The following is a 24,272-nucleotide window of genomic DNA, read 5'->3' on the forward strand; positions in this document are numbered from 1 at the left end:
AAAACCTTTAACCCTCACATATGAAAGCACTAACAATAGTAATATTTATCAGTTTCGCTTTTTACACTCGTTTATATGCACAAAACACATTTCCGGCATCAGGAAATGTCGGTGTTGGCACGAATGCGCCAACCGCCCCTCTCGATGTAAGAGGAGATATCAAATGGGGACCTGGGAGTACCGGCATGCTTGTTTCGGACGTTAACGGCGGTATTGAACTTGGCCCGGTTTCAAGCACGGGGGCCGTGCCGTATTTCGATTTTCATTTTGGTTCAGGTACATCACAGGATTATAATGTACGATTGCAAAATTCGGCTAATAATGAATTTACCATCCAAACTAATTCAGGAGGAACTGTATTTGCAGTCACAGGAAGCACGGTGGGCATCGGCACAACAGATACCAAGGGCTATAAACTGGGGGTTAACGGCAGTATGATCGCCACTTCCGTTACCGTTAAGCTGTATGGTAGCTGGGCGGATTATGTCTTTAAACCGACCTATAAATTACCGTCGTTAAGTGCTGTTAAATCTTACATACAACAACATCGGCATTTGCCCGAAATCCCGTCTGCCGAAGAAATAGAAAAAGACGGGTTGAATGTAGGCGAGATGAACAAGTTGTTGATGAAGAAAGTGGAAGAGCTGACGTTGTACGCGATAGAGAACGAGCAAAAGGATAAGGAAAAAGACAAACTACTTACGACGCTCCAGGCACAGATCGATTTGCTAAAAGAGCAACTGACGGCTGTTCAAAAGGAGATAAAAAAATAACGAAACCTTTCACATCTAAATACTAAAGCATGAAAAGAAATGCTTATCACAATGGCCGTTTTAAAGTACCATTTATATTCTTGTTGTTGCTTACGCTCAACATACGTATTTCGGCACAGACGTACCTTACGCCACCGGTAACGTTAACTACCGCACCAGCACCTGGCTCCTATTATAACAACACGGGCATCACGCTGACCCCAAACTTCAGTTTCGCGGCAACCGCAGGGAACAGTTTGAAGTTTTATATTGTAGCCGCTGACTGCGTTCCTCAAACCATATCGCTGAGCGCGAACCAGAACTATATCCTGACCTCGATACCACGAACAAAAGGTTTAACAAGCAATACCATGCTCGCCGGCCGGATGACCTGCGAGCTGATGCAGACGGTGCAGTATATAGACGGGTTGGGCAGGCCGCTGCAAACCATACAGATCAAAGGCTCGCCGTTAAAAAAAGACATTGTACAGGCATTTGCTTATGACCAGTACGGGCGGGAAGCGATGAAATACCTGCCGTATGCGGCTACCACTACCGATGGCAGTTATAAAAGCGATGCCCTGACCGGGGCGCTAACCACTTTTTATAACCCGGGTAATACCGGGGCTTCCCAGCAAGCCAATGGTATACCCAATACTTCCTTTCCATTCGCTCAAACGGGCTTCGAGTCCTCGCCCCTGAACCGGGTGATTGAGCAGGGAGCGCCGGGTTCTGCCTGGCAACTGGGCACAACACCCGATGCCGGCAGCAGCAGCCATTCGGTACGGATGGTATACACAGCGAATGACCAGAGCAGCACTTTCAGTACAGCAATAACAGGCAACAACGGCAGCCGGATAGCAGCCCTGTATACAGCTGGCATAAACAGCAATCAAAGCCGTTCCTTAAGCAGGGCTGGCAACAATGCCACCTACAGCCCCAACCAGCTATCGGTTACCATTACGCGTAATGAAAACTGGCAACCGGCAAATGGTTGTTTTAATACCACCGAAGAGTATAAAGACAAGGAAGGGCACGTGGTGCTGAAACGCACGTATAACATCAAGGGCACGGCAGCCGAAGAGCTCTCGACCTATTATGTGTATGACGACCTGGGTAACCTGAGCTTTGTATTACCCCCGGGAGCAAACCCGGACGCACAAGCGGCAATTTCGCAAGCAACATTGGATAATCGCTGCTACCAGTACCGTTATGATGCCAGGAACCGGCTGGTGCAAAAGAAGGTGCCGGGCAAAGGCTGGGAATACATAATCTACAACAAACTTGATCAACCGGTAGCCACCCAGGATTCGGTGCAGCGGATGAAATCACCGCAGGAATGGATGATCACTAAATATGACGCGATAGGAAGAACCGTGTTGTCGGGCATTTATCAGCATACAGGCGGTACAGCAGGAACAGATTACCATGCGACCCTGCAAGCCGCAGCGGACACCACCAGCAAACAGTGGGAAACACCGGTGAATAGCGGTAATGGCTATACCGCAAACACCTGGCCCAAGTCATGGTCAACCACGCTAAGTGTGAACTATTATGATACTTACGCAGGTATCCCAAGCTTTCCCGGGGCCTATGACCAAACGGCTAATCCCGCGTTCAGCAAACAAACCACAGGGCTGCTCACCGCCTCGAAAACATTGGTGCTGAACACCACCGGAGACTATTTGTGGAGCGTACCATACTATGATAACGAAGGGCAGGTGGTTAAATCATTCACGCAGCACTATGTGGGCGGAGGTTCATCGCTGAGCATGTATAACTATGATGCCGACAGCACGGTATATAACTTTGTTAAACAGCCCACGCTGGTACAACGGAAGCATTACCTGAAGAACACCAACGGAACTGCCGGAGTGCTTACCCTGACCGAACGGAACAGTTATGCCTACGATCATATGGGCCGTAAGCAAAGAACCGTCCACCAGTTACAGGATGGCAGTAATGCTGCACAGGATTCGGTGATCCTGACCCGGAGTGATTATAACGAGGTAGCCCAGCTAAAAGCCAAAGGGCTGCATTCAAAGAACGGCGGGACGAACTACCTGCAAACTATTGACTACCGTTATAACCCGAGGGGCTGGCTCAGCAGTATCAACAATGCCAACCTGAACAGCGACGGCGGCCTGACCAACAACGACAGCAATGATAAGTTTGGTGAGGAGTTAAGTTATGACGGAGCAACCACGGCAGCCAAACAATACGGCGGTAATATTGCCACCGCGGTTTGGAAATCGGCACCAATCATCATCGGCGGAACAACGATAACTCCTGTTAAACAAACCTATGATTATGGGTATGATAACCTGAACCGGCTCCGCTCGGCGGTATCAACCAGCAGTACGGCAAAAGATAACCTGTACGGGGAGAATGTGACCTATGATAATATGGGTAATATTACTAACCTGGGCAGGTATGATAGGATCGGCACTACCAAAACCCAGATTGATACGCTGACATATACGTATAACCATTACCAGGTAAACCAGGTGGATGATGCTTCAACCTATTCCGGAGCCTTCGGTTTCCAGGACCCGGTGAAGGTAGCGAATGAATATACCTATGATGGTAACGGCAATGAGCTGAAAGACCAGAACAAAGGCATTAGCAGTATTACATATAACTTACTAAACCTGCCGCAACTGATCACTAAAACCGACGGCAGTACGGTAACTTATGTATACAGCGCGGCAGGCAATAAGCTGCGGAAAATATTGGTAGCAGGAGGCCTCACCACAACCACAGAATACGAGAACGGTATTGAGTATGATAACAGCACCAACACCATCGCCTTTATCCAGACGGAGGAAGGCCGGGCAAGGAAAAGCGGAAGCAACTATGTGTACGAGTATGACCTGAAAGACCATTTGGGCAACACCAGGGTAACCCTGACACCTGACCCGAATGACGCTACCCAGCAAACAGCAAAACTGCTGCAGGAGAACGATTTCTATGCATTTGGGTATGGTATCCAGTCGACACAGCAAACCATTTCTCCTAAAAATGAATATCTTTATAACCATAAGGAGTTACAGGAAGAAACTGGGCTGTATGATTATGGGGCAAGGTTTTATGATCCGGTGATTGGGAGATGGACAAGCGTTGACCCCCTCGCTGAGAAAGGTAGAAGGTGGTCCCCGTATGTTTATGGGTTTGATAATTCTCTTATATTTGTTGATCCAGACGGAATGTGGCCGGATTGGGGGCGTATTGCGCGCAACACTAATGACATTTTAGCAGGCGCAATAAACGCATTGGCTTCCGATATGACAGGAGCAAATGCCCCAATGTCTCGACATTCGAGTGCGACAGTGTATAACTTTGGTCGAAGACTTGGCCACGTTGCCGCAATTTTTACAGGAGGTGCCGAATTTCAAGCAGGAGGAACAGCTGGCGCGGCGGGAGTTGTGGCTGCTCCCGAAAGTGGTGGATTATCATTAGGATTGACAGCAGCGGGGGGAGCCGTGGCTGCACATGGGACGTTTACGATAAAAAATGCTATAGTAAATATAGTCACAGGCAATGGGGAGGATAAAGGCGAGGTTACTGGAAGTAATGATGCTCCGACAGAGCGATATAACAGAAAACAACACTACGGAAATACTCCAAAAAAGTCTGATCGAAATGCTCTTAATGCTCAATCAGGTGACGTAGTGGATCATGATCCTCCATTGGTGGAACGCTACTATGAAGGAGATCCTAGTACAGGAGAAAAACCAGGTTACTTAATGACACCAGAGGAAAGGAAGCAAAGCGCTAACGATCGTACCAGAATGAAATTACAGCCCCAGTCAGAGTCGAATTCGCAGGGAGGCAAAGCCGCTAAATATTCTAATGAACAAAAGAAAAAATATGGTTTATAGTGTGAAGTTTTATAAAGAGATTCTCAAAAAGCATTACATCGCAAATTGGGGTAATAATTATCTTGAAAAAACCTGGAACAGTGGGCCGATAAATAAACTTTCGAATCAGTTTACGGTATTAGAATTTCCTCCACATGGGGAGCGGAAAATGTGGACTTACGCTACTTGTGGAATGTCAACTTTTTCACAAAGTTCGCCAATTGAATTACATATATTTTCTAAAGTACAGGATGACTCTTTGCTAGAATTGCTCTCAAGTGTTGTGTATTTTCACAATGTTGATCAAAATCTTAATTTAGAACATACCGTCAATTTTGGGAAGCCTTGGCAATTATCATCAATATGTACATATGGTTTGATCTCGCTGCCTTATCTTGATGGGCCGGATCTCGAAGTGCTATACTCAGCAGAACAAGATAAAACAATACATTGTTATTGGCTTATTCCTATTACTTTAGAAGAACGAGATTTTAAAATTCGTTATGGCTTGGAAGCTCTGGAAGAAATCTTCGACAGTAAAAACTTCAATTATATCGACAATATGCGACAAAGTGTTGTATGATAAGCTTTCGTAACTCTGATTTAGTTTTAAAAGCGTTCACGCGACAATTTCCCAAAAAAGCGAGGATAAATCCTCGCTTTTTATATTCTTTTCAACTGCTTTGTCGGTAAGTTAAACTATTGATATACAACTACATATGTTTATATCTAAAATTAATATTTTCGAAATTGGTCATTTAGATTTGCAGTTGAAAAGAGTAATTTATATGAGTTGTAGGCAGTATGTGTTGATGGCGTCGAAAAAATGGCTCAAGCCTTGTACTGTTAGCCAACGATGCAATGGAGATTACAGTTTAATCGATAACATATCGTTACTGGAGAAACTGAGTTTTGACAAATCAATCATTAAAATCAAGCCGAATAGCGCTAAATTAAAATGGGGGTAACACAATGAGTAATTATAAAGATTTAATTAATAATTCAGATGTAGTTTTCGCAAACTCCAAGTCAAATTCGATTTCTTTAAAAAGGTTGAATGAAATAGTTAACGACCAATCTTATATATCTTTTATAGACAAGATTTGCAACGGAGGATATTTTTACGACCGCGCGCTGCAAATTTATTCTATCAAAACAGATAAGGAGTACAACAATATCTTTCGCATAAATCAAGTTATAGCGGATGAGTACAAAGAGATAGTCGAAGGCATCTTCTTTTTTGCTCAGGAAATTTTTTCCAACCAGTTCGGTTTCTCAAAAGAGGGAATTGTTTTTTTTAATATAGAAACAGGTGAGAAGGAAGTTGTTGCCAATAACTTTGACGAATGGGTCGACGTTATTTTGGATGACATTTCATATTACACCGGACAGAATATATCAAGAGAATGGAAGGAAAAGGGAGGACTATTAGAATTAAACATGAGATTATGTCCAACAAAACCCTTTATCATTGGCGGAGAATATGAGGTGGATAACTTGTCAAGCCAGACTTTTCCTGGGTATATTTCTTCTAATGCCAATATAGCTCGCCAGATATATAATCTGCCAGATGGCACCCCCGTTCGACTTAAAATAACGGAGTAATAATCTGCGTAGAACTAATTAAAAGAAAGTGAAGCTGTCAAAGGCTTCGCTTTTTTATTTTCTTATAATGCTTTAAACATAAACTTTAATTTAATTTTAGGATACTTACGATACACTTGCGACAATTGGTATCGTATGAGTGTGGATTACAAACAGCAACCTTATCCGAACCCTTTATTTTGAATTTGTTCACTAATAAAGACGATGGTTCCCGGTTTAATAAGTCAGTTATTCGAGGAGCTTCATTATTAATAGCAGCACGTACTTCTTCCGGAAGCTAATCTATCTGAAAATGACATAGAACTCGCTAAGGCTCTTTTGAAAATTAAACAGTGAGTTTCCAATAAATTATCGCCAATGAGGATTTAGGTATGATGTGCTACGTTCCGTTATCTATAATTCTTCTGAATTTCTTTAACCCTCAACTCATTTTCCTTTTCCAATGAGTTTAACTCGAGATTATTAAATAACTCCTTAAAAAGATCGCCAGGATTCTTTCCAATTGCCATCTCAATCAAACACAATTCGTGTGCTAAAACTTTGGCCGATTTTTTTCCTGATAAGTCTTTTAATCGTTGGAGTGTAATGCCCGTCCTAAGTGATATACCTTTTAATGAATTATCTTCGTAAGGTTTTAGAATCGCTCCTAATGATGTTAAGGAAGAAGGCTTTTTAGACTGGTAAACAACACCTCCATCAATCAATTTAAGATTACAATAGGCTCTTTTAAGAAAATCTTCTATCGGAATAGCAGCCGCCAAGGAGATCAAGTAAAATTTGTCAGCTTCGATTGCGACAGTTTCCCCATTTCTGATCCTGCTGATTTTGTACGTAGGAATATTTGTTTTAACTGATATATCAATATTAGATATTCCTTCACTTACAAAAATCTTTCCAATATCGTTCCCCGGGGCTGTGACTTTCAAATTATCTATATTCTTTGCCTAAATGTATATAGCATGTTATGGAACCCCAATTTTTGAGTGATTACGTGTATTTATTATTTAATTTGCATATTAAATGCAATTATTTTATATTTGATTATTATGAACGATTAATTCTTTTATAAATAGATTTGCGGATATTTTAGAATCCGCATACGAGCCGCGCCCACAAATCTGGTAAATTTCACGCGTCGGTAAGTTGAGCATCCATACCCTATTTGCAATAGGGCTGGTGCTCGCTTATGCTAACGTGTGAAGCTATTTCGAAAGAAATAGTCGGTTTACCAGAACCTGTGGACGTTAGACCGGCGAGTTGCCAGCCCTATTGTGTTACTGACAATCTCCCGATTCTTAGGCTCTTTGTTTAAAAATTACAATGAGCGGAATTCAATATACATACGGATATAAATTACTGCAGCAATTAGTCTTATGCGGCATAGTTGTCTTCCATTATTGCTTTTCGTCTAGGCATAATGGAAGATAAGGCATGATAAGATATTCCAAAATTTCTGATACTCAATTGCTCGGGCTTTTAGATAAGTCTGATCATTCAGCATACACTGAAATCTATCAGCGTTATTTTAAGCTTATTTTCAGGCATGCGTTTAAGAAACTCCGTGATGAGGAGGTGGCCAGGGATGTGGTGCAGGATGTGTTCGCGGGTTTATGGCTTAAACGGTCGTCGTGTGCGGTGGAGGCTAACCTGGCGGGGTATTTATATATGGCTGTACGTAACCGGATCTTTAATTTCTGGGCGCATGAAAAGGTGGAAAGTGCGTATTGGGCTTCGCTGGTGGATGATGTGGGTATGGAAAGGTTTGCGGATGCGCCTACGGATCACCGGATCAGGGAGCGGCAGCTGATGGATTATATTGAGCTGCAGGTGCAGGAGCTGCCGCCGAAGATGCGGCGGATCTTTGAGCTGAGCCGGAAGGAATACCTGTCGCATAAGGAAATTGCGGAACGTCTGGATACTTCGGAGGGGAATGTTTCCAAGCAGGTGGGCAATGCGCTGCGGATCCTGCGGGCGAAGCTGGGGGCGGTTATTTACCTGCTGTTGCTGGTGTTTGTTGGTGTGATGATGCTGGCGGCTTGGCAGCTGAGGGTTTCCTTGCTGGCTGCGGTTCAGGTGGTTTTCACTTTTTCGGGGAGGGCGGTATGAAGTTTGAGCAGATCGGGTTCCTGGATAAGGTATTTGTCAGAAGGCCGTATTTCGAGGCTTCGGCGTATAGGGTGGACAGGCTTGGGGAGGTGTTGAAGCTGCAGGCTTTCAGGAACGCGGTATGGCTGGCTTCGCCGGAGTTTTACCGGGAACTGGAGAAGAAGGGTTTTGAATTTGATTTGCTGAACAGCAGGGAGCGCTTAACGGCGCTGAAGTTTTATAACCGGATGAGTTTCCGGGCTACGCCTTTTGGTGCTTTTTCGGCTTTCGGGCTGGGGGGCTGGGCCTTGGAGGGTGAAGGGGGAAAGGTTGAAGGAATCGATCCGGTGCTGCATTTGCTGCCCTCGGTACAATATGAACTGGATGGGCTGGAGGCGAGACCCTTGACGGGTGATGTGCTGCTTGCGCTGAACCCGACCTTGTACCGGTTCGCTGCGGGCTGGCGGTATTCGCGTTATGAAACGGACGCTAAAGGCAAGCTGTCGTTTTTTGTGTACCTGCTGGCCTATGACGAGGTGGATGAGCTGCTGTTGGGCCGCCTGGCGGATAAACCTTCGCCTTTGGCCCGGTTGGTTGACTATTTAAGGGAACTGACGGATTGTACGGATGAGGAGGCGGGGGCGCATATAGTGAGGCTGGTGGATGAACAAGTTTTGATCACGGAGCAGGCTTTATCGCTTTTAAGGGACGGTGTGTTTGAGGGGCAGGTTTCGGTGAATTATAATGAAGGGCTGTCCTTACCGGATTTGGTTGCCGGTGGGGTCCGGGACGGGAAGTCGTTTTATGCGGGCCTGGAATTGCAGGCGTCGGTTGATTTACCGCTGCACTGGCAACAGGAGGTGCTGGAAGCGCTGCAAGTGCTGGATGTACTGGCGCCTGTACCGCCGGAGAATAACCTGGACAGGTTCAGGGAGGCTTTTGAACAAAAGTTCGGCGAGCGCCGGGTCCCGCTTTTGGAGGCGCTTGACCCTGATTTGGGCGTTCCTTTTGATGAGGGCGAGCTTTCGGATGAGCATGAATTGCTGAAAGGGCTGGAGTTTGGGCAGGTGCAGCAAAAGAATGATCAGCTGACCTGGACGCCGGTGCACCGTTTGCTGGTGAAGGCCTGGTTGCAAAACGGCAGGCGGGATCAGTATGAGCCGGTGGTGCTGACTGCCGGGGATGTGTCCGGTTTGCCGGGGAATGAGCTGCCGTTCCCGCCGTCTACGAGTGTTTTTTGTTCGATCGCCGGCGATAAGCTCATTTTTCAAAATATCGGCGGTGCTACGGCCAATGCGCTAACGGGGCGTTTTTCTGCTTTCAGCGGGGATTTTGAAGGGTTTTGCAGGTCAGTGGCGGCGCTGGAGGAAGGGGCCAACCCTGAGGTTTTGTTTGCCGAGGTGCTGCAGGTAAGCCACCGTAAGGTCGATAATATCAACCGGCGCAGGCGGGTTTACGGGCGGGTGATACCCCTGAACAGTTTTCCACCGGAGGGGAGTATTTTACCAAAGGACGTGGATGTGCTGGTCAGGGGTGGGGAGGTATTGCTGGTGCAACGGCTAAGCGGTAAACGCGTTATCCCGAGACTGCCGACGGCTTTCAATTATCACCATAATGAAATGGTGCTGTTCCGTTTCCTGTGTGCCCTGCAGTACAAATCGGTCCGCGCGAATTTTGACTTTGATCCGGAGAAATATTTCCCGGGACTGAATTTCTACCCGCGGATGGCTTACGGACGAACGGTACTGAGCCTGGCGAAATGGTACCTGGACAAGGCGGAAACGGCGGCGCTTACCCGGCGGCCGCTGTCGATCAGCCGCCTGCATTTGTTTTGCCGGGAGCGGGGGATACCCGCAAGGGTGTCGATGGGCAGGGGCGACCAGCAATTGGTGTTCGACCTGTCGGATGATGAAGAGGCGCTCTTCTTCCTGGAATCGCTGAAGGAGCAGGTGGAGCCGGTCATCAGGGAATATATCGGGAAAGCTGAAGGCCGCCGTTTTAATGACCAGTATGTGCTGTCTTTGATGAATCCGGCGGCTGTTTATGCCCCGGTGCAGCCGGGAGCCGAAGCCGTTCCGGTCGTCCGGGATTTTGCCCCGGGTTCGGAGTGGGTTTACCTGAAGGTTTACGCGACCTATCAAAGCCTGGAGCAAATTTTATTGGGGACGCTGTTGCCCTGGATCAGCAGCAACAGGCAGCGGATCAGGCAATGGTTCTTTGTGCGCTATTACGATACCGGGCCTCACCTCCGGGTCCGCTTCCGGTTGGATGCGGGGATAGTGAAAGATTTCCAGTACGGGCTGCAATCGCTGTTAGCGGGAGGGGAGGTTTCGGCTGTGGTGCAGCAAGCTTATTTCGACACCTACCAGCGGGAAATTGAACGCTACTCGGCCGGGCTGATCGAAGCGGTGGAGGAGGTGTTTTGCCGGGGAAGTGAGTTTGTCGCGGAGCGGTTGGCGCTTATGGCAACCAGGGAGGAAGCCAGGGATAGCCTCTGGCCGCTGGTGCATTGTTACCGGATCATTACGGTGTTCTTCGATGGTGACTGGGAGCAGGTGATCCCTTTGTGCCGTTGGTGCGCGGATGCTTTTTTCCGGGAGCATGGCGGGGGTAAAAAACTGAAGCGTGCGATGGATGACCGTTTCCGTGAGCTGCGGGCCGGATTGGCTGAGGCGGTTTCAGGGGATGGGATCGCTGGTATGGTTTCACCGGCCCTGGAGCTGGCCTTGCGGCGCCTTTCGGAAGCGGCTATGGAAAGTGGTTTCAACCGGCAGCAGTTGATGGCAGATATAGTCCATATGCAGGTGAACCGGTTTTTTACTTCGGAACAGCGCCGCCATGAAGCTTTGATCTGGCATTGCCTGTTGAAAATGGCGGTGACGGGTTCGAAGCGGCAGGCGCAATCGGAAGCTGCGGTTATGGACGGCCGTTGATGGTGAGTTGCTGGAGCTTGGCCATCAATGGTTCTTTATACTTCCTGCCGATGGGGACCCTTGTGCCGTTTTCCAGCTGGACCTGGCCGTGGTCGATGGCAGTAACCCTGGCCAGGTTGACGATAAAGGAACGATGGACCCTGGAAAACAGGGCCGGTGGCAACCAGCTCTGGACTTCGGCGAGTTGGTGGGTGGCGGTTATTTTGTTCGACGACAGGGTGATATGCACGATGTTGTCATCGCTTTCGATTAACAGGATATCGGCGACATCGATCTTAGCGTAAATGCCGCGTATTTCGGTGTGAACAAAGAAGAAGCCTGGCGATGGCGTACCGGGGGAAGGGGCGGGAAGCACTTTGCTGATCGCTTCGAGGAAGCGCTCGTAGGAGATGGGTTTTAAAAGATAATCGCGCACGGCAAGTGCGAAAGCTTCGGGGCCGTGTTCGCGGAAGGACGTGGTGAGGATGATCTGGCTTTTATGCCCGATAAGACGGGCGAAATCCAGGCCGTTGATGCCCGGCATGTCAATGTCGAGGAAGGTTATGTCCGGCGGATTGGCGCTGTTAAAAATGCCGATGGCCTCTGCCGGGTTGGTGAAGGTTGACTGCAAAGTCAACAGGTTTGTTCTTTGAATGTATGCAGAAAGTAGGTCTATAGCTGGCGGTTCGTCGTCAATGATCACTGCGTTCATAGGCTAAGTTGATGTTAAGGTTAACGGTGAACAGTTCTTCGGTTTGCGTGATGTCCAGGTTGTAATTGCCGGGATAAGCGTAGTCAAGGCGGAGCCGGGTGTTTGTTAGGCCGACGCTGCCATTCGGTTCGACCTGTCCACGCAGTTTGCGGACGTTATTGCTGAAATAGCTCAATTGTCCACCTTCATTTATCGTTATACCAAGTGAGCGCGGTCTTTGCCGGAGATCGCCGTGTTTGAACATGTTTTCGGTGAGGGTAAGCAGGACTAAGGGGATAATCCGGTGATTGTTAGCGTCGCCTTTAAGGTCAAAGTCCAATTGAACGGTATCCCGGAAACGGTAAGTGTTTAATTTAATGAGGTTCTTCAACTGAAATAGTTCGCTTTCGAGCGCAACAAGTCCCTTGCTGTCCGGTTCCTCGTAGCTGTACCGCATGATTTCCGACAGCAATAATAATGCTTCCGAATCTTTTGGTGCGTTTAAATACACGGTGCTGTAAATGGCATTTAAGGTGTTAAACAGCAAATGTGGGTTGATTTGTTGTTTAAGAAAGGCGTTCTGGGCCTGGGCGAACTGGAACCTTAATTCAGCATTTGTTTTGTCGGCAAGCGTACTTCTGAGAAGAGCCTCTGTCGTTTTTCGCTGAAGCCGGCCCCAATTTATTGCAGACCAAATAACAGTTGAAATAAATAAAAAAAATAAAGTCCGCTGAAAATCTAACCCGGCCACCATTTTGAATTGGCGCCAAAATTCCTCCGGTGGGAGACTCGTTGACATCATGAAATAGTCGAAGGTTATTTTAATTGAAGACGCTGTTAGAATTTCTGCGATCACCATGAAAATCAAGGCCAGATATCGCGGCGGTGTACGATTTAAGTAGCGGTTCAAAATATGATAGTGACAATAAAACACACATATATTGCATGTATAGAAAAAAAATAAGCTGGCAAGCGGGGTGGATACGCGATATAGAAATTTGTTGAAAAGCATCTCATAAACTATATAAACAAGCCAGTATACGATATGTGGGATAATATATTTATTCATGGAGTGGTTTATAGCTTTGATGGATTTAGTTGCCGTTTACCAGTTGAAATATGTTGTTTACGTTTTATTTACTCAATATATCAAATACGTATTAATTTAAAATAAATAATTATGAAAACAGGAAAATTAAAATTAACCGAACCGAAATGTTTGAAATCTTACAAACAGGGCAGAGCCTATTTGGGATTTGAAACCACTACAAACAGTACAAATACAACCGATCCTACCACCACTTGTACGACCGTTGGTACGACTACCCATATTGTAATCGTATAAAAAGGAATGTTGAAAAACGAATTGCAGATATTGACAACGATACTTGCCCGACAAGGTAAGAAAGCTGCCGTTGATAATAAATGGAGTTCGGACTTCAGCAAAGTGGCGACAGAAAGCTGTAATCGGGCCAGGGAAGCATGGTCGATTGCAGCTTTTTCTGATATTAATAAAGATGCACTATCCCGATATTTTGATTTTCATTTCAGTTTTTTGAATGGGCTGATATCCGAGAAGTTTCTTAATGCTTTTCCGGATGGACCGAAAGTACTCAATGAACTCATGGATCACCTGTTGAGGTTTTACACCGGGTTTATTGATCAGGATCAATGGGTTGCTCTGGAATATTTACAGTACAGGATTCGTTTGCTTGAGCCGGCTTACCGGGAATTCTGTCAACAGCTTTTGCTGTCAAATGTCGATGAGGATTTTAAATTGTGTTTAAGAGAAAGTCTTGGACCAATTTACCAATCCCCGGACGCGGGGCCAATGACCTTGGAGGCTTTGTATTACCGGGAAGAACTGATGCTGGAACTGTCTGGCAAAGGGAAGAATCTCGCCTTGATGACGGATGAAATCCTGGTTGCTACGTTGATGGCGTTCAATTTCAATCACGCCAGGTTCTTTGGTTATTTGCGCAAACGGTGTTTAAAAGGCATTTCGAATTTACGCCCTAAAGATCATGCAGAACATTTCGCCGAGTTAATTGCCGGTGTTCCAGTGACGCATGTGGCGTGCAGCCGCTGTTTTGACACGAAATGGCCGCCTATCGGTGCCCTGTACCGGGACTGGCTGAATGATTACCAGGCGCTTTTAAGGCTTTCTGCTCCTGCCGGGAGCGATACCTCTAAAATCCCGCTCAATATTTCTGTGAAACAATTAGCTTGTATGATCCGGGCGCTGTATCAGTCGGGTTTTTACGGGGCGGTCAAACTGACTGCGATATTCGATCACGCCGCTGCGGTTTTTTCCACAAAACGCCAGGAGCAGATCTCGGCGGAAAGTATCAGTAACGCGTATTATGCTTTAGAGCAGTCTTCCGCTTTAAAAGTTGTCCGGATGCTCGGCAGCGCGGTTGATTTTCTTAAACCCTACTGTTTCCCTGCGTAGGTTGTAACAGGTGCAGCAGGCCTTCTGCTGTCAGGATATCGATCAGTTCCCCGAACCAGACGTAATTAAAATTTTCTTTTTTCATTAGCTTTCCGGGTGTCTCATCCAGGATTTCCTGTAAGGTCCCAAAACCCAGTCTTTCGCTGCCCTGTTTAAATAACCGGCTTACCGGCAGTTTATGGATGGGTACGGATAGTATTTCCGGGTTTTTCATTGCTGATGGGTTAATAGGGCTTTTGCCTGTTGGTCGTTTTGTCGGTGTTTTACCAGGTAAAAAAGTAGCTGTTTGGGTTTTTCCGGATGTTAATTTTTTCCGGACCTGAGTTAAATCACGGGTATTGCCGTTCCCGGAGATTTTGACCGGTCAGCCACCCGGAACTGTCGGAATGGCTTGTTTCAAAGCCGTCGCCGTCTTTGATGCTGATGCCTGACAAGATAGAAATTATTTTCAATTATCAACGTATACGTTGATTGATTTTTTCTTAAATGTGGCCAAAATTGATACTGGTAGTTAACACATGGGTATCAAGGAGGCACAGAAGGAAAGTTTGCTCGTTTTGGGTAACAGGCTCAGGACTATACGGAACGGTATGGGGCTTACGCTGAAGGATCTGGGATACAGGATCAATAAGGACCCGCAGTCAATCAGCCGTGTCGAAAGGGGTAATATCAACCCGACCTACCTGTACTTGTTGGATGTCTGCAAGGGCCTTGAGATCGACATTACTGAATTACTGAGAAAATAAAAAGCAGTTTATCCGGGCGCTCCCTGACCTGTCTTATGCTAAGGACTAGGCAATTTTTGGCATTTTGTTAATCTAAATTTACCTGATCTGGCTCAATTAATACTGTCATTTCCGGCGGGCAGTTGGGCTATTATAGCTTTAATATTCGCTTAAATGTGTTATGAAGTCGCTTTCCGGTAACTAATGCGGTATTTCAATTTCATTCCTCCCCGCGGCGCCGATCAAGATTCTTTCGATGCTGCTCCCGGAAAGTTTCTGCTGAGACGAACTCCACTCAGATCATTAGATATTGACAGCCGAAAGCTTGCCCTTATAATAACTGTTATTACCCAGGTTGGCATCCACCTTCTCGTACAATAACTGTATTCCGAACAGGTCGTTGGTATCGCCGTTCGTTTGCCCGCTGTCATTGCTCAGCTTACTATTGTTGATGCTCAGCAGTTGCCCCGGATATTGTAGCGCATGTCCACGCTTTGCAGGTAACTGGAAGCGCTTACCGGGGCCAGCTTTTTCTGGTAGACCTGCCCCAGTTCATTGTAGCTATAAGTGGCCACATGGCTTACCGTTGCCGAACCGTTATAATACTGGTTGATCGCGGTAACCCGGTACATATGGTCGTACGTGAAATTGGTTTGTATACTGGTTGTTCCCGAAGGGGATAACCGCAATGGAGGGCAATAACATGAGGGATATGAAATTGACATTATGAATCAGTGCTTAGAGACAAAAAGAGCGGGGCAGGGGCGTTATGGCAGGTTACTTGATTACCACCTGAAAGACAATATCCAACAAAACACTTTTCGCGACCTCCGGAGACGCTCTCCCCGAAGGAACCCTGAAAGAGCAGGACCGGATCATCCCCGTACCCTTCGCAGCCTGCAGCTGGTTCAGCAATTTCAATAATGAAAAAAAATCTCCCGAGAAACTTAATTTCTGAAGCATATATTTTTCGGTGTGATAACGTTTTTCCTGCAGCGGCGCGCTTATGAATTTTACATTATTTTTCTCCGCTATCAGGGCTATCGAGTTGATTGCATTATTCCTGAAAGTAACAGTATCAACCCGGTAAAGACCGATGATCCGGGCCAGATTGGTATCCTTCCGCTCTGTGTAACCGGGTTGGTCTGCAACGCTGTGTTGCTGCTTGAGCTGTTCTTTAAACTCTTTGTTCAGGCTCCGGGCCTCCATCGTACGTTTGAAAGCCAGCTTATAACCCGCTGTGACCATCAGGGCAATTATCAATACCAATAAATAGTCTTTCTTAAAAGGCCAGTACTTCAGCATATCAGTAGGTCAGCGTTAATGTAAATAACCCGGTGCTCAGTTCATTATTGAAATTATAGCTTTCCAGTTCCACACTCTTTACCCATTTCTTTGATTTTAACCTTGCCGCCCACTCATTGACCGGGATGATCTGCGCAGATTCCCCCCGGATCAGCATTTTCCGCTCCTGGAATTTCAAACTGGCAAAATCGTGCTCAGCAGCTGCATCAACCGGATTAATATCAATTTGCTTTAAGGTCAGCTCACCTGGCATCAATGCGGCGACCTGATCGATCAGCACACTTTTATTGATGCCGCCGTCCCAGCCAAGCTCGGTCAGTAAAGATTCATTTTGCCTGATCTTATCAGCCAGAGCTTCTATGTCCGTACTTGTCCTGGCGGAGGTGCTGACCTCCTCCGCTAAACGGGCATTCTCCGTGTTCAGCTCCGAAAACCATATAAAATTAGCCAGCAGTAAAACAAGGCAGACCAGCAGGGCAACGCCTGTATTTACCTTAAATTTCCGGTCACTGATCAACCCGTCAAGTGCCAATCCTACAGCAGGCACACCCGCGTTCACCGCATTCACCTTTCCGGAAAGCAGTAACTGAAAAGCCGCTGCATACGCAACAACGAGCTGTTGCTCCAGCACTTCATTCTCAACCTTAATGGGATAAACCGACTGAAAAGCCTCGCCGAAACTTAAGCTTTTCCAGTTCCTGTCCGGCGACCTTTCAATTTTTATGCCGCTGAAGATAATTTCCTCATTATAAATATTCAGCTGCGGCAGGATATGCTCCACAGGAAAAGGACCCAGGCTTAGCATGACCGGAGATAGCCCCTGGCCCAAAATCAGGTCAAGCCATTTGTCAGCCTCTGCTTTACGCATGACAGCCACAAAGGAGTGTGCCCCCGAAGGGAAATGTTGCACATAAAAATCATCCATGGACGCGTTGGGCAGCACTGCTGAAAAATTGGCCGGGCTGATATCTTCTGCCCGGTCCAGTTGTTTATACAATACCCCGCGACCTGAAATAGTGACACTTAAGGGTACAGCCGGCACGATGTGCTTTCGTAATTCCAGTAAATCGAGACCTCTGAGCTTCTTTTCAAACGAAAGCTTTTTGCCGTCAAGCGATACCTGGCAATAACCAGCCTCGGCACTGCCATCCTTGAGGATAACAACACTCAGGCCACCAGCCTGTTTGATTGCATAAAAACGATCCAGCACCGCCATATTCACTATCTGATAATTGTCGATTTGATAAATAATACACTGACCACTTTTGATTTGGTTTTCGTCCGGCTGCTGAAAATCCATTTCAGCACCGGGATTCGGGAAAGTATCGGAATTCCTGAGCCGCTTTCGTCACTTTCCGTTCGTTCTATACCACCCAGTACAATGGTATCTTCGCTATGTACCCGCAAACTGGTTTCAAACTTGCTGATTGACTGTGGGGGCGGAGAGCCGTCCGTCGGGATAGAAGTAAAGTCAGAAATATTAACGCTGATCCCAAGCGTCACTTCATCATTGCCCGATACAAGCGGCTTGATCCCGATGGATAAATCAGCATTAACAGCTTCATAAACATTCGAAAAAATAGATTGCGTGGCCGTGGTTGTGATCACATTCTGGGTCGTATTTTTATAATATCTTTTACTGCCGATGCTCATCTTAGCAGTGTGCCCGTTCAGGGCAACCAGTTTGGGCACTGAGCGAACATCGACATTATTGCTTTCCTCCAGCGCTTTCAGGCTGATATAAAAGTTAGGCGTTACCCGGCCCAGGTTAATCGAGCTGTTTTTACTCAGGCTGCTGAGAAAACTGTTGATTGATTTGGCCCCGAACGTGTAATCAAGGCCCGAAAGAACCGTGCCTCCGGTTTTTACGCTATCGGAAACGCCGGCTGAGATCCCGGTAGAGATTGTATTTGATTTATGGATATCGATCAGCGTCACTTCAACCAGTACGCTTGGCACCAAAACGTCAAGCTGCCTGATAAAGGCTTCCACTTCGTTGATCTGTGCATCCGATCCTGACACGAGCAGGGTGTTCTGTTCCCGGAACTCTTTGATCTCCAGTCCGCGTTTCCAGTCGGACGGGATCATCATCATTACCGTATCGATCGCCCGGTTTTGCAGATGGATCGCCCGGTAAGACCTTAGACCTTCCTGTTTTCTGTCTCCGATAACATAGATCCCGCTTTCTGAGTGAAATGTATACTCCGTACTTTTGAACAGCAGGTTGAGAAACGTATCATAACTTACATCCATCACGTGTAAGGTAATGTTGCCTTTGATCTCCGAATAGATCGAATAACTTTTACCCGTTTCCTGTGAGGCCTGCTTGACCATATCATTGATCGGTGCGTTAACCGCATCAGCTGAGATCAGTTTCTGACCATTTACGATCCGGACATATAAGCCCGTTGCGCCTCCGGCAACAGGCCCGGCAGGCCTGAAATTCTTCCGGACAGAAGTGTTTTTATCCCCATTGATATACAGCTCCTCGTTTTCTCCCAATGGCTGGAACAGGTAAAAGCCGTCACCGGTCTTCACCATCTTCAATTCATTGGTAAAAGCCAGCTTTTCCAGTGCCCCGTCAAAAGGAGCTCCTTCGATGAATGCCGTTACAAGTTTAGCCTGTAGCGAACCCGGCACGATCACATTCTTACCTGAAACCTGGCTGATCTTTTTAGCTACCGCCGGCAGGCTGTCATTCTGCAATTCCAGCGACAGTTTATTCTCTGCCTGGTTATACTTCGCGTTGATATCCTTCAACAAAGGTTTCACAAAACGATTGGGGTCCTGGAAAGGTGTGATATAAATGATCGTTCCTACCACGGTAATATCCAGGTTGTATTTCTGTGCCAGCAGCATGAGGATATTTGCTGCGGTCGCATTGTTAAAATTGTCATTGACGACGACCGTAAGTGTGGGATCCACACTAATGTTCAGGTTATTGGCGCGGCCAAGAGCATTCAGGTATTCGCGGATCGATATCCCGCTGATACGCAGCTGTACACGCTGCCCGAGGCCGGGGACCCTTACGGCCAGGTCGTCAAGTTTCTGATGGATCCCCTGGACACGTTCCGTTTCCTGCGCGATGGCTGGACTCAGGCGTCCGGCAATAATGATAAAAAATAAAAAAAGTAAAAATCTTTTCCCCATATTACTTTATAATAAAATAGCAACGGTCGGCTCAATTCATTCCTGTGGACTTCCACATACCATCAATTAAGTCTCCGGCTGCGGATTGAAAGCAACGCTACCGGCAAGCCCCATCCGGTTCCTCAATGCCTCCCCTGTTAAGTCCTAAGCTATCTAAGCGGTAGCCTTACATCCGTTCTCTCACCTGATAACTGTAGGTTTAATAAACAGGACACTGATAATGCCTGATTGGGGTTTTGGTAACCCCATGAATACCCATTTGTAGGACGGATCATGTGTTGGGTTTTCCCTGCTCTCCAGGCGTCCGATCCCGCCCAAAACAATAACATCGCCACTGTGAACCGGTAAATTAGCCTCTGATTTACTGATCACCGGGTTGCCGGGAGAGGTCCCCGGATTTTCAATAGCGTCGGAAATCTTCACGCTGATCCTAAAGTTTAGTTCATCACCATTTAGGCTATCAGGTTTGAACGCTACGGATAATCTATTATTAATCATTTCGTAAACTTTTGAGGAAACAGCATTTGAAGCTGCAGTAGCGCTTCCGGTTTGTTTATTTTTCGGGTAATAGTTTTTGCTGCCGAGGCTCAGCTCTGCAGCCTCGGCGTTGGTTGCGCTCAATTGGGGTAATCTGCCCACTTCAATTTTATCATGACGGTCAAGCGCCCTCAGATTATCAAAAAAAGCCGGCGCCAACTGCCCAAGATTAATAAAGGCGTTTTTGTTCAGCCTGTCCAATAAGGTGTCTATACTTTTTGAAGTTAAGATGTGACCCGTGCCCCAGGATAAGCCGACTCCGGTTTTACGATCGTGCTGAGCGCCGGCAACGCGCCCGGGATTATAGACGTCTACTTTGAATAATTCGATTAATACCTTTGGCCCGGGCCCGCCGTTGGCTGGGACGAAGGTTGTCACTTTGCGCAAGCTTATCTCCGTTCCGCAAACAGATATGATGTGCTGGTCCCTGAATGCTGAATCCTCTTTTTCAATTGCCGGAGCAGCTTTCATCGGTGTAAGACTTTTTATGTTCTGCCATAAGCTGGCCCGGAATAAATGCAAATCGTTTGTCCTGCTTGCTTTCGGGCTGACATCCACTACAGCACGCTTTCCTTTGGACAAAACCGGAGCGACGGTTCCAACGGCAACTATAAAAGCGCCAAAAGTTAAAATTCTCTTCATCATACTTAATAATTAAATAACAGCGGGTAGATCTCGTCAATAGAAGTCAGGCCCTCGCTGAATATATTGAAAGCATTCTCTGCCAGTGTATGGATACCGCGACCCGCCAGAAGACTGTGGATATTAGCGTTTCCCTTCTTGATCTCTTCGGCCAGGTCAAGGTCGATCGGGATTACTTCATAGATCGCTTTTCTTCCTTTATAACCGGTATAGTAACACTGTTCACAGCCATGCGGCTTGTAATGGTAAGCCAGATCACGCGACGGCCGGTACTGGCGCGGATACAGCGAATTGTCAAAATCATGAAGTGTTTTGCAATGCGGGCACAGCAGCCGGATAAGCCGCTGCGCTACTGTTGTACTCAGGGTATTAGCCACCAGGAAAGACGGTATCCCCATATCGATCAGGCGTGACACTGTTCCCCAGGCTGAATTGGTATGGATTGTTGACAATACCAGGTGACCGGTCAGTGCCGCCCGGATGGCCATATTGGCTGTTTCCGGGTCCCGGATCTCACCTACCATGATCACATCCGGATCCTGTCTGAGGAAAGTGCGCAGTGCCGCCGCGAAACCCAACCCTATTGATTCTTTAAGCTGTACCTGGTTGATCCCCTCCAGCGTGTATTCCACCGGGTCCTCTATGGTGAGGATATTCCGGGTCTCTTTATTCAATAATTTTAACGTTGCGTACAGTGTGGTTGTCTTTCCCGAACCCGTCGGCCCGCTGATCAGCAGGATACCATTGGGGCTTTTCACACCCTGGAGGTAATTTTCCAGGTCAGTATCCGAAAAGCCAAGACTGTTCAGATCAATATCGGTCGCGTCATTATTCAACAGCCTGAGTACTGCTTTTTCTCCGTATAAGGTCGGCAACACAGACACACGGATATCGAACTGCTGATCCCCGCTTTTAAAGTTGATCCTGCCATCTTGCGGAAGCCGCTTTTCAGCAATATCCAGGTTAGCGTAGATCTTGATCTTGTTGATCAGCGCCGGATAATCTTCATTTTTGAGCAGGTAACGCTCCACCATATTCCCATCGATCCGGATTCTGACCCGGCATTTATGTTCATATTTTTCAATATGAATATCGCTGCTTTTCAGGCTTTTAGCCTCTGAAATAAGATTTTCAAGAAAATCATCCGCATGCCTGCTCATCTGTAACTGTGCGGTGCCTTCTGCCGCATTTTCCCGGAGGTAATATTTTGACAGCAAACGGGCAACCGTTGTTACCGGTACCGGTTTCAGCAGGATCTCTTTTCCCAGCAATACTTCCAGTTCAGCAGCCAGGCTGCCCTCGTCTACGCCAGCCTCACAATACAGTTCCATCAGCAGCTCTGTTCCACGCTCGGGCAATACCCGGTAATGCCAGGCCTGTTCCTTACTCAGCAGGTGGAGGTTTTCCGTCAGCAAAAATATTTCTTCCCTTTCCATTAGTGAATGATCATGTGCCACAGCCAGAGATCCTCTGTTACATTAAAATGAAGATAAAACCAGTCGCAGCTCAATAAGGCCAGTAATAAAATAGCATGAAAGCCCCCCATTGGAATATAGCGGGCGATCTTCCCTGAGACCCTTCTCCACAGGCTCCAGCAAAACAGCAGGGCTATCGAGCCGGTAACGAAAAAGAGGATGAAGTTCAGTGCCGACAAATAAAACGAGATGGCTGTAAAGAACAATATATCGCCTGATCCCCAGAATTTTAAAATATTAATAAACCGCCGCTTCCAGAGCGAGCAAACAGCCGTTGATAGTAGGAGCAGTAAAGCGATAAAATTAAGGTTGAATATAACCGGCCAGCAATCATCCATGTTCCGGAATGGCTTCAGGCCGATCAAAGCAGCAGCTAAAACAGGAGGGAGGAACCAGTAAACGGCACGTTCTTTAAAATCCTGCATAGTAAATACGCCAAGCGTCGTTAAGACAATTAACTTTAAAAATAGTGCCACGTCAATCGGGGGTTACTTCCTTTAAATTTTTATCCTGGTCGATCTCCCAGACGTTGAACGTACCATTTCCATTAAAATCCACAACAGAAGTAGCCCTGGCAGTAAAACCGGTATTGGAAACATTAACGATTTCGATCCGGTAATTGGCTTTCGCATCCTTCCCTTCCGTACTCAGCTTCTCCTGGATAAAACCCAGTTCGCCCAGATCCTTCGAATACTTGGAATGCTCATAGAAATACGTTTTCTCCAGCATCTGCAAATGACTGAGCTGCAATTTGGCCTCCGTACTTTTTGCTTTCGTAATCAATGGGAGTAAATTCGGAAGGATCAACAGAATGAGTATACCGATGATCACCAGTACAACCAGGATCTCGGTAAGTGTGTACGCGGGAAGGCGTTTTTGTGATTTTAATTTAGGCAATCTCATATTTCCTGCCTAAAGTACAGAAAAAATATTTCAGTGCAAATGTTTCCGTCTGAAAGCATTTGATATACAGAAGAATAAATATTGTATTGAAAAATGTAAAGTGTCAATCAGGGTACAATAATCAGCGTTGCCAGTTTGGTATCCGGATACTTAATTCACGTTGCATGCAAAACATTCCCGGTCATATGATGAATTATTTTTAATTTAGTCGGAATGAAACTTAAACCCGCACAGCTCCTGTTTTTTTTGTTTGCCCTATCGATGGTCTTCTTGTCTGCCTGCAAGGATTTTATCGAACCCAATATCAGCAAGCGGCCTGTAACACTTAAAGCCCCGTCAGATAAATACCAAAGCACCAGTTACAATGTGAACTTTTGGTGGGATGAAGTGGAAGATGCCCTTTACTACAGGTTACAGGTAGTGACACCGGGATTCGACACCATTGGCGGCCTGGTCGAAGATACACTTATTAAAAGTAACCGGTTTACGCTGACCCTTGACCCCGGCGAATACCAATGGCGGGTGAGGGCAGAAAACGGAAGTTCCCAAACTGAGTTCAGCACCCTTAATCACCTGACCATTATACCTTCTTCACTCGCTGCTCAAACAGTGATCCTGAGTTCCCCATCTAACAATACAGTAACCAATCAAAGCAGCACAGTTTTTAAATGGGGCGCGCTTTTCAGCGCCACCAGCTACCACCTGCAATTGGATACGAATAATTTTGCTGATGCCAGCCATATACTCATTGACCTGACCATCCCGGGCCAGCAGTATACCTATAAATTTCCTAAAGACCAGAACTACCAATGGCGGGTCAGGGCGGAGAGCGCGACAGAACAATCAAAATGGTCTGCCGTCAATAACATCGGTTTCGACGCCACAGCTCCTGCTGCCGTTATACTTTCATCCCCGCAAAACAATGCGGTGATCAGCAAGCCGGTGGGCCTGCAGTGGACTAAGTCCGCTACAGCCTCAAACTATAAGCTGTATGTTTATAAGGCAGATTCCACGACGCTCTATAGTACTGCATTCCCGGCCTTGCTGAATACCAATACCTATAGCTTTGCGCAGGGTTCTTCCGGAGAAAGGATCTATTGGCAGGTCTCCGCACTCGACGGAGCCGGTAATGAAAGCGCCCTTTCAGCGTTACAAAGTTTTGTGCTCCAATAAACGGT

The 24,272-nt window shown here is 46.7% G+C and carries 21 protein-coding genes; 9 read left to right on the plus strand and 12 right to left on the minus strand.

The features are described 5' to 3' along the window. Positions 1-20: 20 nt before the first annotated feature. The 4 genes from DEO27_RS03585 (at position 21) to DEO27_RS03600 (ending at position 6,217) form a co-directional block, all read left to right on the plus strand. Positions 21-773: a DUF4200 domain-containing protein gene (locus DEO27_RS03585; protein ID WP_112569819.1), complete on the plus strand. Its 753-nt coding sequence runs from the start codon at positions 21-23 to the stop codon at positions 771-773. A gap of 29 nt (positions 774-802) precedes the next feature. Beyond that, the gene (locus DEO27_RS03590; RefSeq protein ID WP_112569821.1) at positions 803-4,633 is read left to right on the plus strand and encodes a DUF6443 domain-containing protein; all 3,831 of its coding nucleotides are present in this window, start codon (positions 803-805) and stop codon (positions 4,631-4,633) included. Then, positions 4,605-5,195 (plus strand): suppressor of fused domain protein, encoded by a 591-nt coding sequence (locus DEO27_RS03595; RefSeq protein ID WP_112569823.1) that lies wholly within the window; start codon positions 4,605-4,607, stop codon positions 5,193-5,195. Before DEO27_RS03590 ends, DEO27_RS03595 begins: the two co-directional genes overlap by 29 nt. Before the next feature lie 389 nt (positions 5,196-5,584). Beyond that, entirely contained in the window at positions 5,585-6,217 is a 633-nt protein-coding gene (locus DEO27_RS03600) for an SMI1/KNR4 family protein (RefSeq protein ID WP_112569827.1), read from the plus strand. A 389-nt stretch (positions 6,218-6,606) separates the two neighbouring features. On the opposite strand, the gene DEO27_RS03605 is transcribed toward DEO27_RS03600, so the two are convergent. Next, positions 6,607-7,143, minus strand: a complete 537-nt coding sequence (locus DEO27_RS03605; RefSeq protein WP_112569829.1) for a hypothetical protein — start codon at positions 7,141-7,143, stop codon at positions 6,607-6,609. A 505-nt stretch (positions 7,144-7,648) separates the two neighbouring features. Here DEO27_RS03605 and DEO27_RS03610 point away from each other — a divergent pair. Next, on the plus strand, positions 7,649-8,323 hold the full coding sequence (locus DEO27_RS03610) for an RNA polymerase sigma-70 factor (protein WP_112569831.1): 675 nt from the start codon (positions 7,649-7,651) through the stop codon (positions 8,321-8,323). Continuing rightward, positions 8,320-11,235, plus strand: a complete 2,916-nt coding sequence (locus DEO27_RS03615) for a lantibiotic dehydratase (protein ID WP_112569833.1) — start codon at positions 8,320-8,322, stop codon at positions 11,233-11,235. Before DEO27_RS03610 ends, DEO27_RS03615 begins: the two co-directional genes overlap by 4 nt. On the opposite strand, the gene DEO27_RS03620 is transcribed toward DEO27_RS03615, so the two are convergent. Beyond that, a complete protein-coding gene (locus DEO27_RS03620; RefSeq protein ID WP_112569835.1) occupies positions 11,219-11,926 on the minus strand; it encodes a LytR/AlgR family response regulator transcription factor in 708 nt (235 codons plus the stop codon). The two genes, DEO27_RS03615 and DEO27_RS03620, sit on opposite strands and share 17 nt — an antisense overlap. Continuing rightward, positions 11,907-12,815, minus strand: a complete 909-nt coding sequence (locus DEO27_RS03625) for a sensor histidine kinase (RefSeq protein ID WP_190295311.1) — start codon at positions 12,813-12,815, stop codon at positions 11,907-11,909. The genes DEO27_RS03620 and DEO27_RS03625 overlap by 20 nt, the downstream gene beginning before the upstream one ends. Positions 12,816-13,256: 441 nt before the next feature. On the opposite strand from DEO27_RS03625, the gene DEO27_RS03630 reads away from it, so the two are divergent. Then, entirely contained in the window at positions 13,257-14,357 is a 1,101-nt protein-coding gene (locus DEO27_RS03630; RefSeq protein WP_112569839.1) for a hypothetical protein, read from the plus strand. On the opposite strand, the gene DEO27_RS03635 is transcribed toward DEO27_RS03630, so the two are convergent. Next, on the minus strand, positions 14,332-14,571 hold the full coding sequence (locus DEO27_RS03635) for a hypothetical protein (RefSeq protein ID WP_112569841.1): 240 nt from the start codon (positions 14,569-14,571) through the stop codon (positions 14,332-14,334). The two genes, DEO27_RS03630 and DEO27_RS03635, sit on opposite strands and share 26 nt — an antisense overlap. A gap of 376 nt (positions 14,572-14,947) precedes the next feature. On the opposite strand from DEO27_RS03635, the gene DEO27_RS31955 reads away from it, so the two are divergent. Next, positions 14,948-15,103, plus strand: coding sequence for a helix-turn-helix domain-containing protein (locus tag DEO27_RS31955; protein WP_410505398.1), 156 nt, complete (start codon positions 14,948-14,950; stop codon positions 15,101-15,103). Positions 15,104-15,537: 434 nt separating this feature from the next. Here the strand turns inward: DEO27_RS31955 and DEO27_RS03645 are convergent, their stop codons facing one another. From DEO27_RS03645 to DEO27_RS03680, 8 genes are all read right to left on the minus strand, one after another. Further along, positions 15,538-15,807, minus strand: coding sequence for a hypothetical protein (locus tag DEO27_RS03645; protein WP_146750010.1), 270 nt, complete (start codon positions 15,805-15,807; stop codon positions 15,538-15,540). A 52-nt stretch (positions 15,808-15,859) separates the two neighbouring features. Further along, positions 15,860-16,387, minus strand: a complete 528-nt coding sequence (locus DEO27_RS03650; protein WP_112569845.1) for a hypothetical protein — start codon at positions 16,385-16,387, stop codon at positions 15,860-15,862. Between the two features lies 1 nt (position 16,388). Further along, positions 16,389-17,687 (minus strand): hypothetical protein, encoded by a 1,299-nt coding sequence (locus DEO27_RS03655; RefSeq protein WP_146750011.1) that lies wholly within the window; start codon positions 17,685-17,687, stop codon positions 16,389-16,391. Then, positions 17,609-19,537 carry a type II secretion system protein GspD gene (locus DEO27_RS03660; protein ID WP_223818155.1) on the minus strand — a complete coding sequence of 643 codons (1,929 nt, stop codon included), beginning with the start codon at positions 19,535-19,537 and terminating at the stop codon, positions 17,609-17,611. The genes DEO27_RS03655 and DEO27_RS03660 overlap by 79 nt, the downstream gene beginning before the upstream one ends. A gap of 180 nt (positions 19,538-19,717) precedes the next feature. Further along, positions 19,718-20,719 (minus strand): hypothetical protein, encoded by a 1,002-nt coding sequence (locus DEO27_RS03665; RefSeq protein ID WP_112569849.1) that lies wholly within the window; start codon positions 20,717-20,719, stop codon positions 19,718-19,720. 2 nt (positions 20,720-20,721) lie between these two features. Beyond that, positions 20,722-22,152, minus strand: coding sequence for a GspE/PulE family protein (locus DEO27_RS03670; protein ID WP_112569851.1), 1,431 nt, complete (start codon positions 22,150-22,152; stop codon positions 20,722-20,724). Then, positions 22,152-22,616 carry a hypothetical protein gene (locus DEO27_RS03675; RefSeq protein ID WP_112569853.1) on the minus strand — a complete coding sequence of 155 codons (465 nt, stop codon included), beginning with the start codon at positions 22,614-22,616 and terminating at the stop codon, positions 22,152-22,154. The genes DEO27_RS03670 and DEO27_RS03675 overlap by 1 nt, the downstream gene beginning before the upstream one ends. A 52-nt stretch (positions 22,617-22,668) precedes the next feature. Beyond that, on the minus strand, positions 22,669-23,094 hold the full coding sequence (locus DEO27_RS03680) for a type IV pilin protein (RefSeq protein WP_112569855.1): 426 nt from the start codon (positions 23,092-23,094) through the stop codon (positions 22,669-22,671). A gap of 213 nt (positions 23,095-23,307) precedes the next feature. Here DEO27_RS03680 and DEO27_RS03685 point away from each other — a divergent pair, with 213 nt between their 5' ends. Beyond that, positions 23,308-24,267 (plus strand): hypothetical protein, encoded by a 960-nt coding sequence (locus tag DEO27_RS03685; protein WP_112569857.1) that lies wholly within the window; start codon positions 23,308-23,310, stop codon positions 24,265-24,267. Positions 24,268-24,272: the final 5 nt, after the last annotated feature.

The organism is Mucilaginibacter rubeus, assembly GCF_003286415.2.
In the GTDB taxonomy this organism is placed as follows: Bacteria; Bacteroidota; Bacteroidia; order Sphingobacteriales; family Sphingobacteriaceae; genus Mucilaginibacter; species Mucilaginibacter rubeus_A.

Coding starts and splice junctions, on each gene's coding strand:
- DEO27_RS03585 (WP_112569819.1), top strand. CDS start 21: ATGAAAGCACTAACAATAGTAATATTTATCAGTTTCGCTTTTTACACT.
- DEO27_RS03590 (WP_112569821.1), top strand. CDS start 803: ATGAAAAGAAATGCTTATCACAATGGCCGTTTTAAAGTACCATTTATA.
- DEO27_RS03595 (WP_112569823.1), top strand. CDS start 4,605: ATGAACAAAAGAAAAAATATGGTTTATAGTGTGAAGTTTTATAAAGAG.
- DEO27_RS03600 (WP_112569827.1), top strand. CDS start 5,585: ATGAGTAATTATAAAGATTTAATTAATAATTCAGATGTAGTTTTCGCA.
- DEO27_RS03610 (WP_112569831.1), top strand. CDS start 7,649: ATGATAAGATATTCCAAAATTTCTGATACTCAATTGCTCGGGCTTTTA.
- DEO27_RS03615 (WP_112569833.1), top strand. CDS start 8,320: ATGAAGTTTGAGCAGATCGGGTTCCTGGATAAGGTATTTGTCAGAAGG.
- DEO27_RS03620 (WP_112569835.1), bottom strand. CDS start 11,926: ATGAACGCAGTGATCATTGACGACGAACCGCCAGCTATAGACCTACTT.
- DEO27_RS03630 (WP_112569839.1), top strand. CDS start 13,257: ATGTTGAAAAACGAATTGCAGATATTGACAACGATACTTGCCCGACAA.
- DEO27_RS03635 (WP_112569841.1), bottom strand. CDS start 14,571: ATGAAAAACCCGGAAATACTATCCGTACCCATCCATAAACTGCCGGTA.
- DEO27_RS31955 (WP_410505398.1), top strand. CDS start 14,948: ATGGGGCTTACGCTGAAGGATCTGGGATACAGGATCAATAAGGACCCG.
- DEO27_RS03645 (WP_146750010.1), bottom strand. CDS start 15,807: ATGTCAATTTCATATCCCTCATGTTATTGCCCTCCATTGCGGTTATCC.
- DEO27_RS03650 (WP_112569845.1), bottom strand. CDS start 16,387: ATGCTGAAGTACTGGCCTTTTAAGAAAGACTATTTATTGGTATTGATA.
- DEO27_RS03655 (WP_146750011.1), bottom strand. CDS start 17,687: ATGGATTTTCAGCAGCCGGACGAAAACCAAATCAAAAGTGGTCAGTGT.
- DEO27_RS03660 (WP_223818155.1), bottom strand. CDS start 19,537: ATGGGGAAAAGATTTTTACTTTTTTTATTTTTTATCATTATTGCCGGA.
- DEO27_RS03665 (WP_112569849.1), bottom strand. CDS start 20,719: ATGATGAAGAGAATTTTAACTTTTGGCGCTTTTATAGTTGCCGTTGGA.
- DEO27_RS03670 (WP_112569851.1), bottom strand. CDS start 22,152: ATGGAAAGGGAAGAAATATTTTTGCTGACGGAAAACCTCCACCTGCTG.
- DEO27_RS03675 (WP_112569853.1), bottom strand. CDS start 22,616: ATGCAGGATTTTAAAGAACGTGCCGTTTACTGGTTCCTCCCTCCTGTT.
- DEO27_RS03680 (WP_112569855.1), bottom strand. CDS start 23,094: ATGAGATTGCCTAAATTAAAATCACAAAAACGCCTTCCCGCGTACACA.
- DEO27_RS03685 (WP_112569857.1), top strand. CDS start 23,308: ATGAAACTTAAACCCGCACAGCTCCTGTTTTTTTTGTTTGCCCTATCG.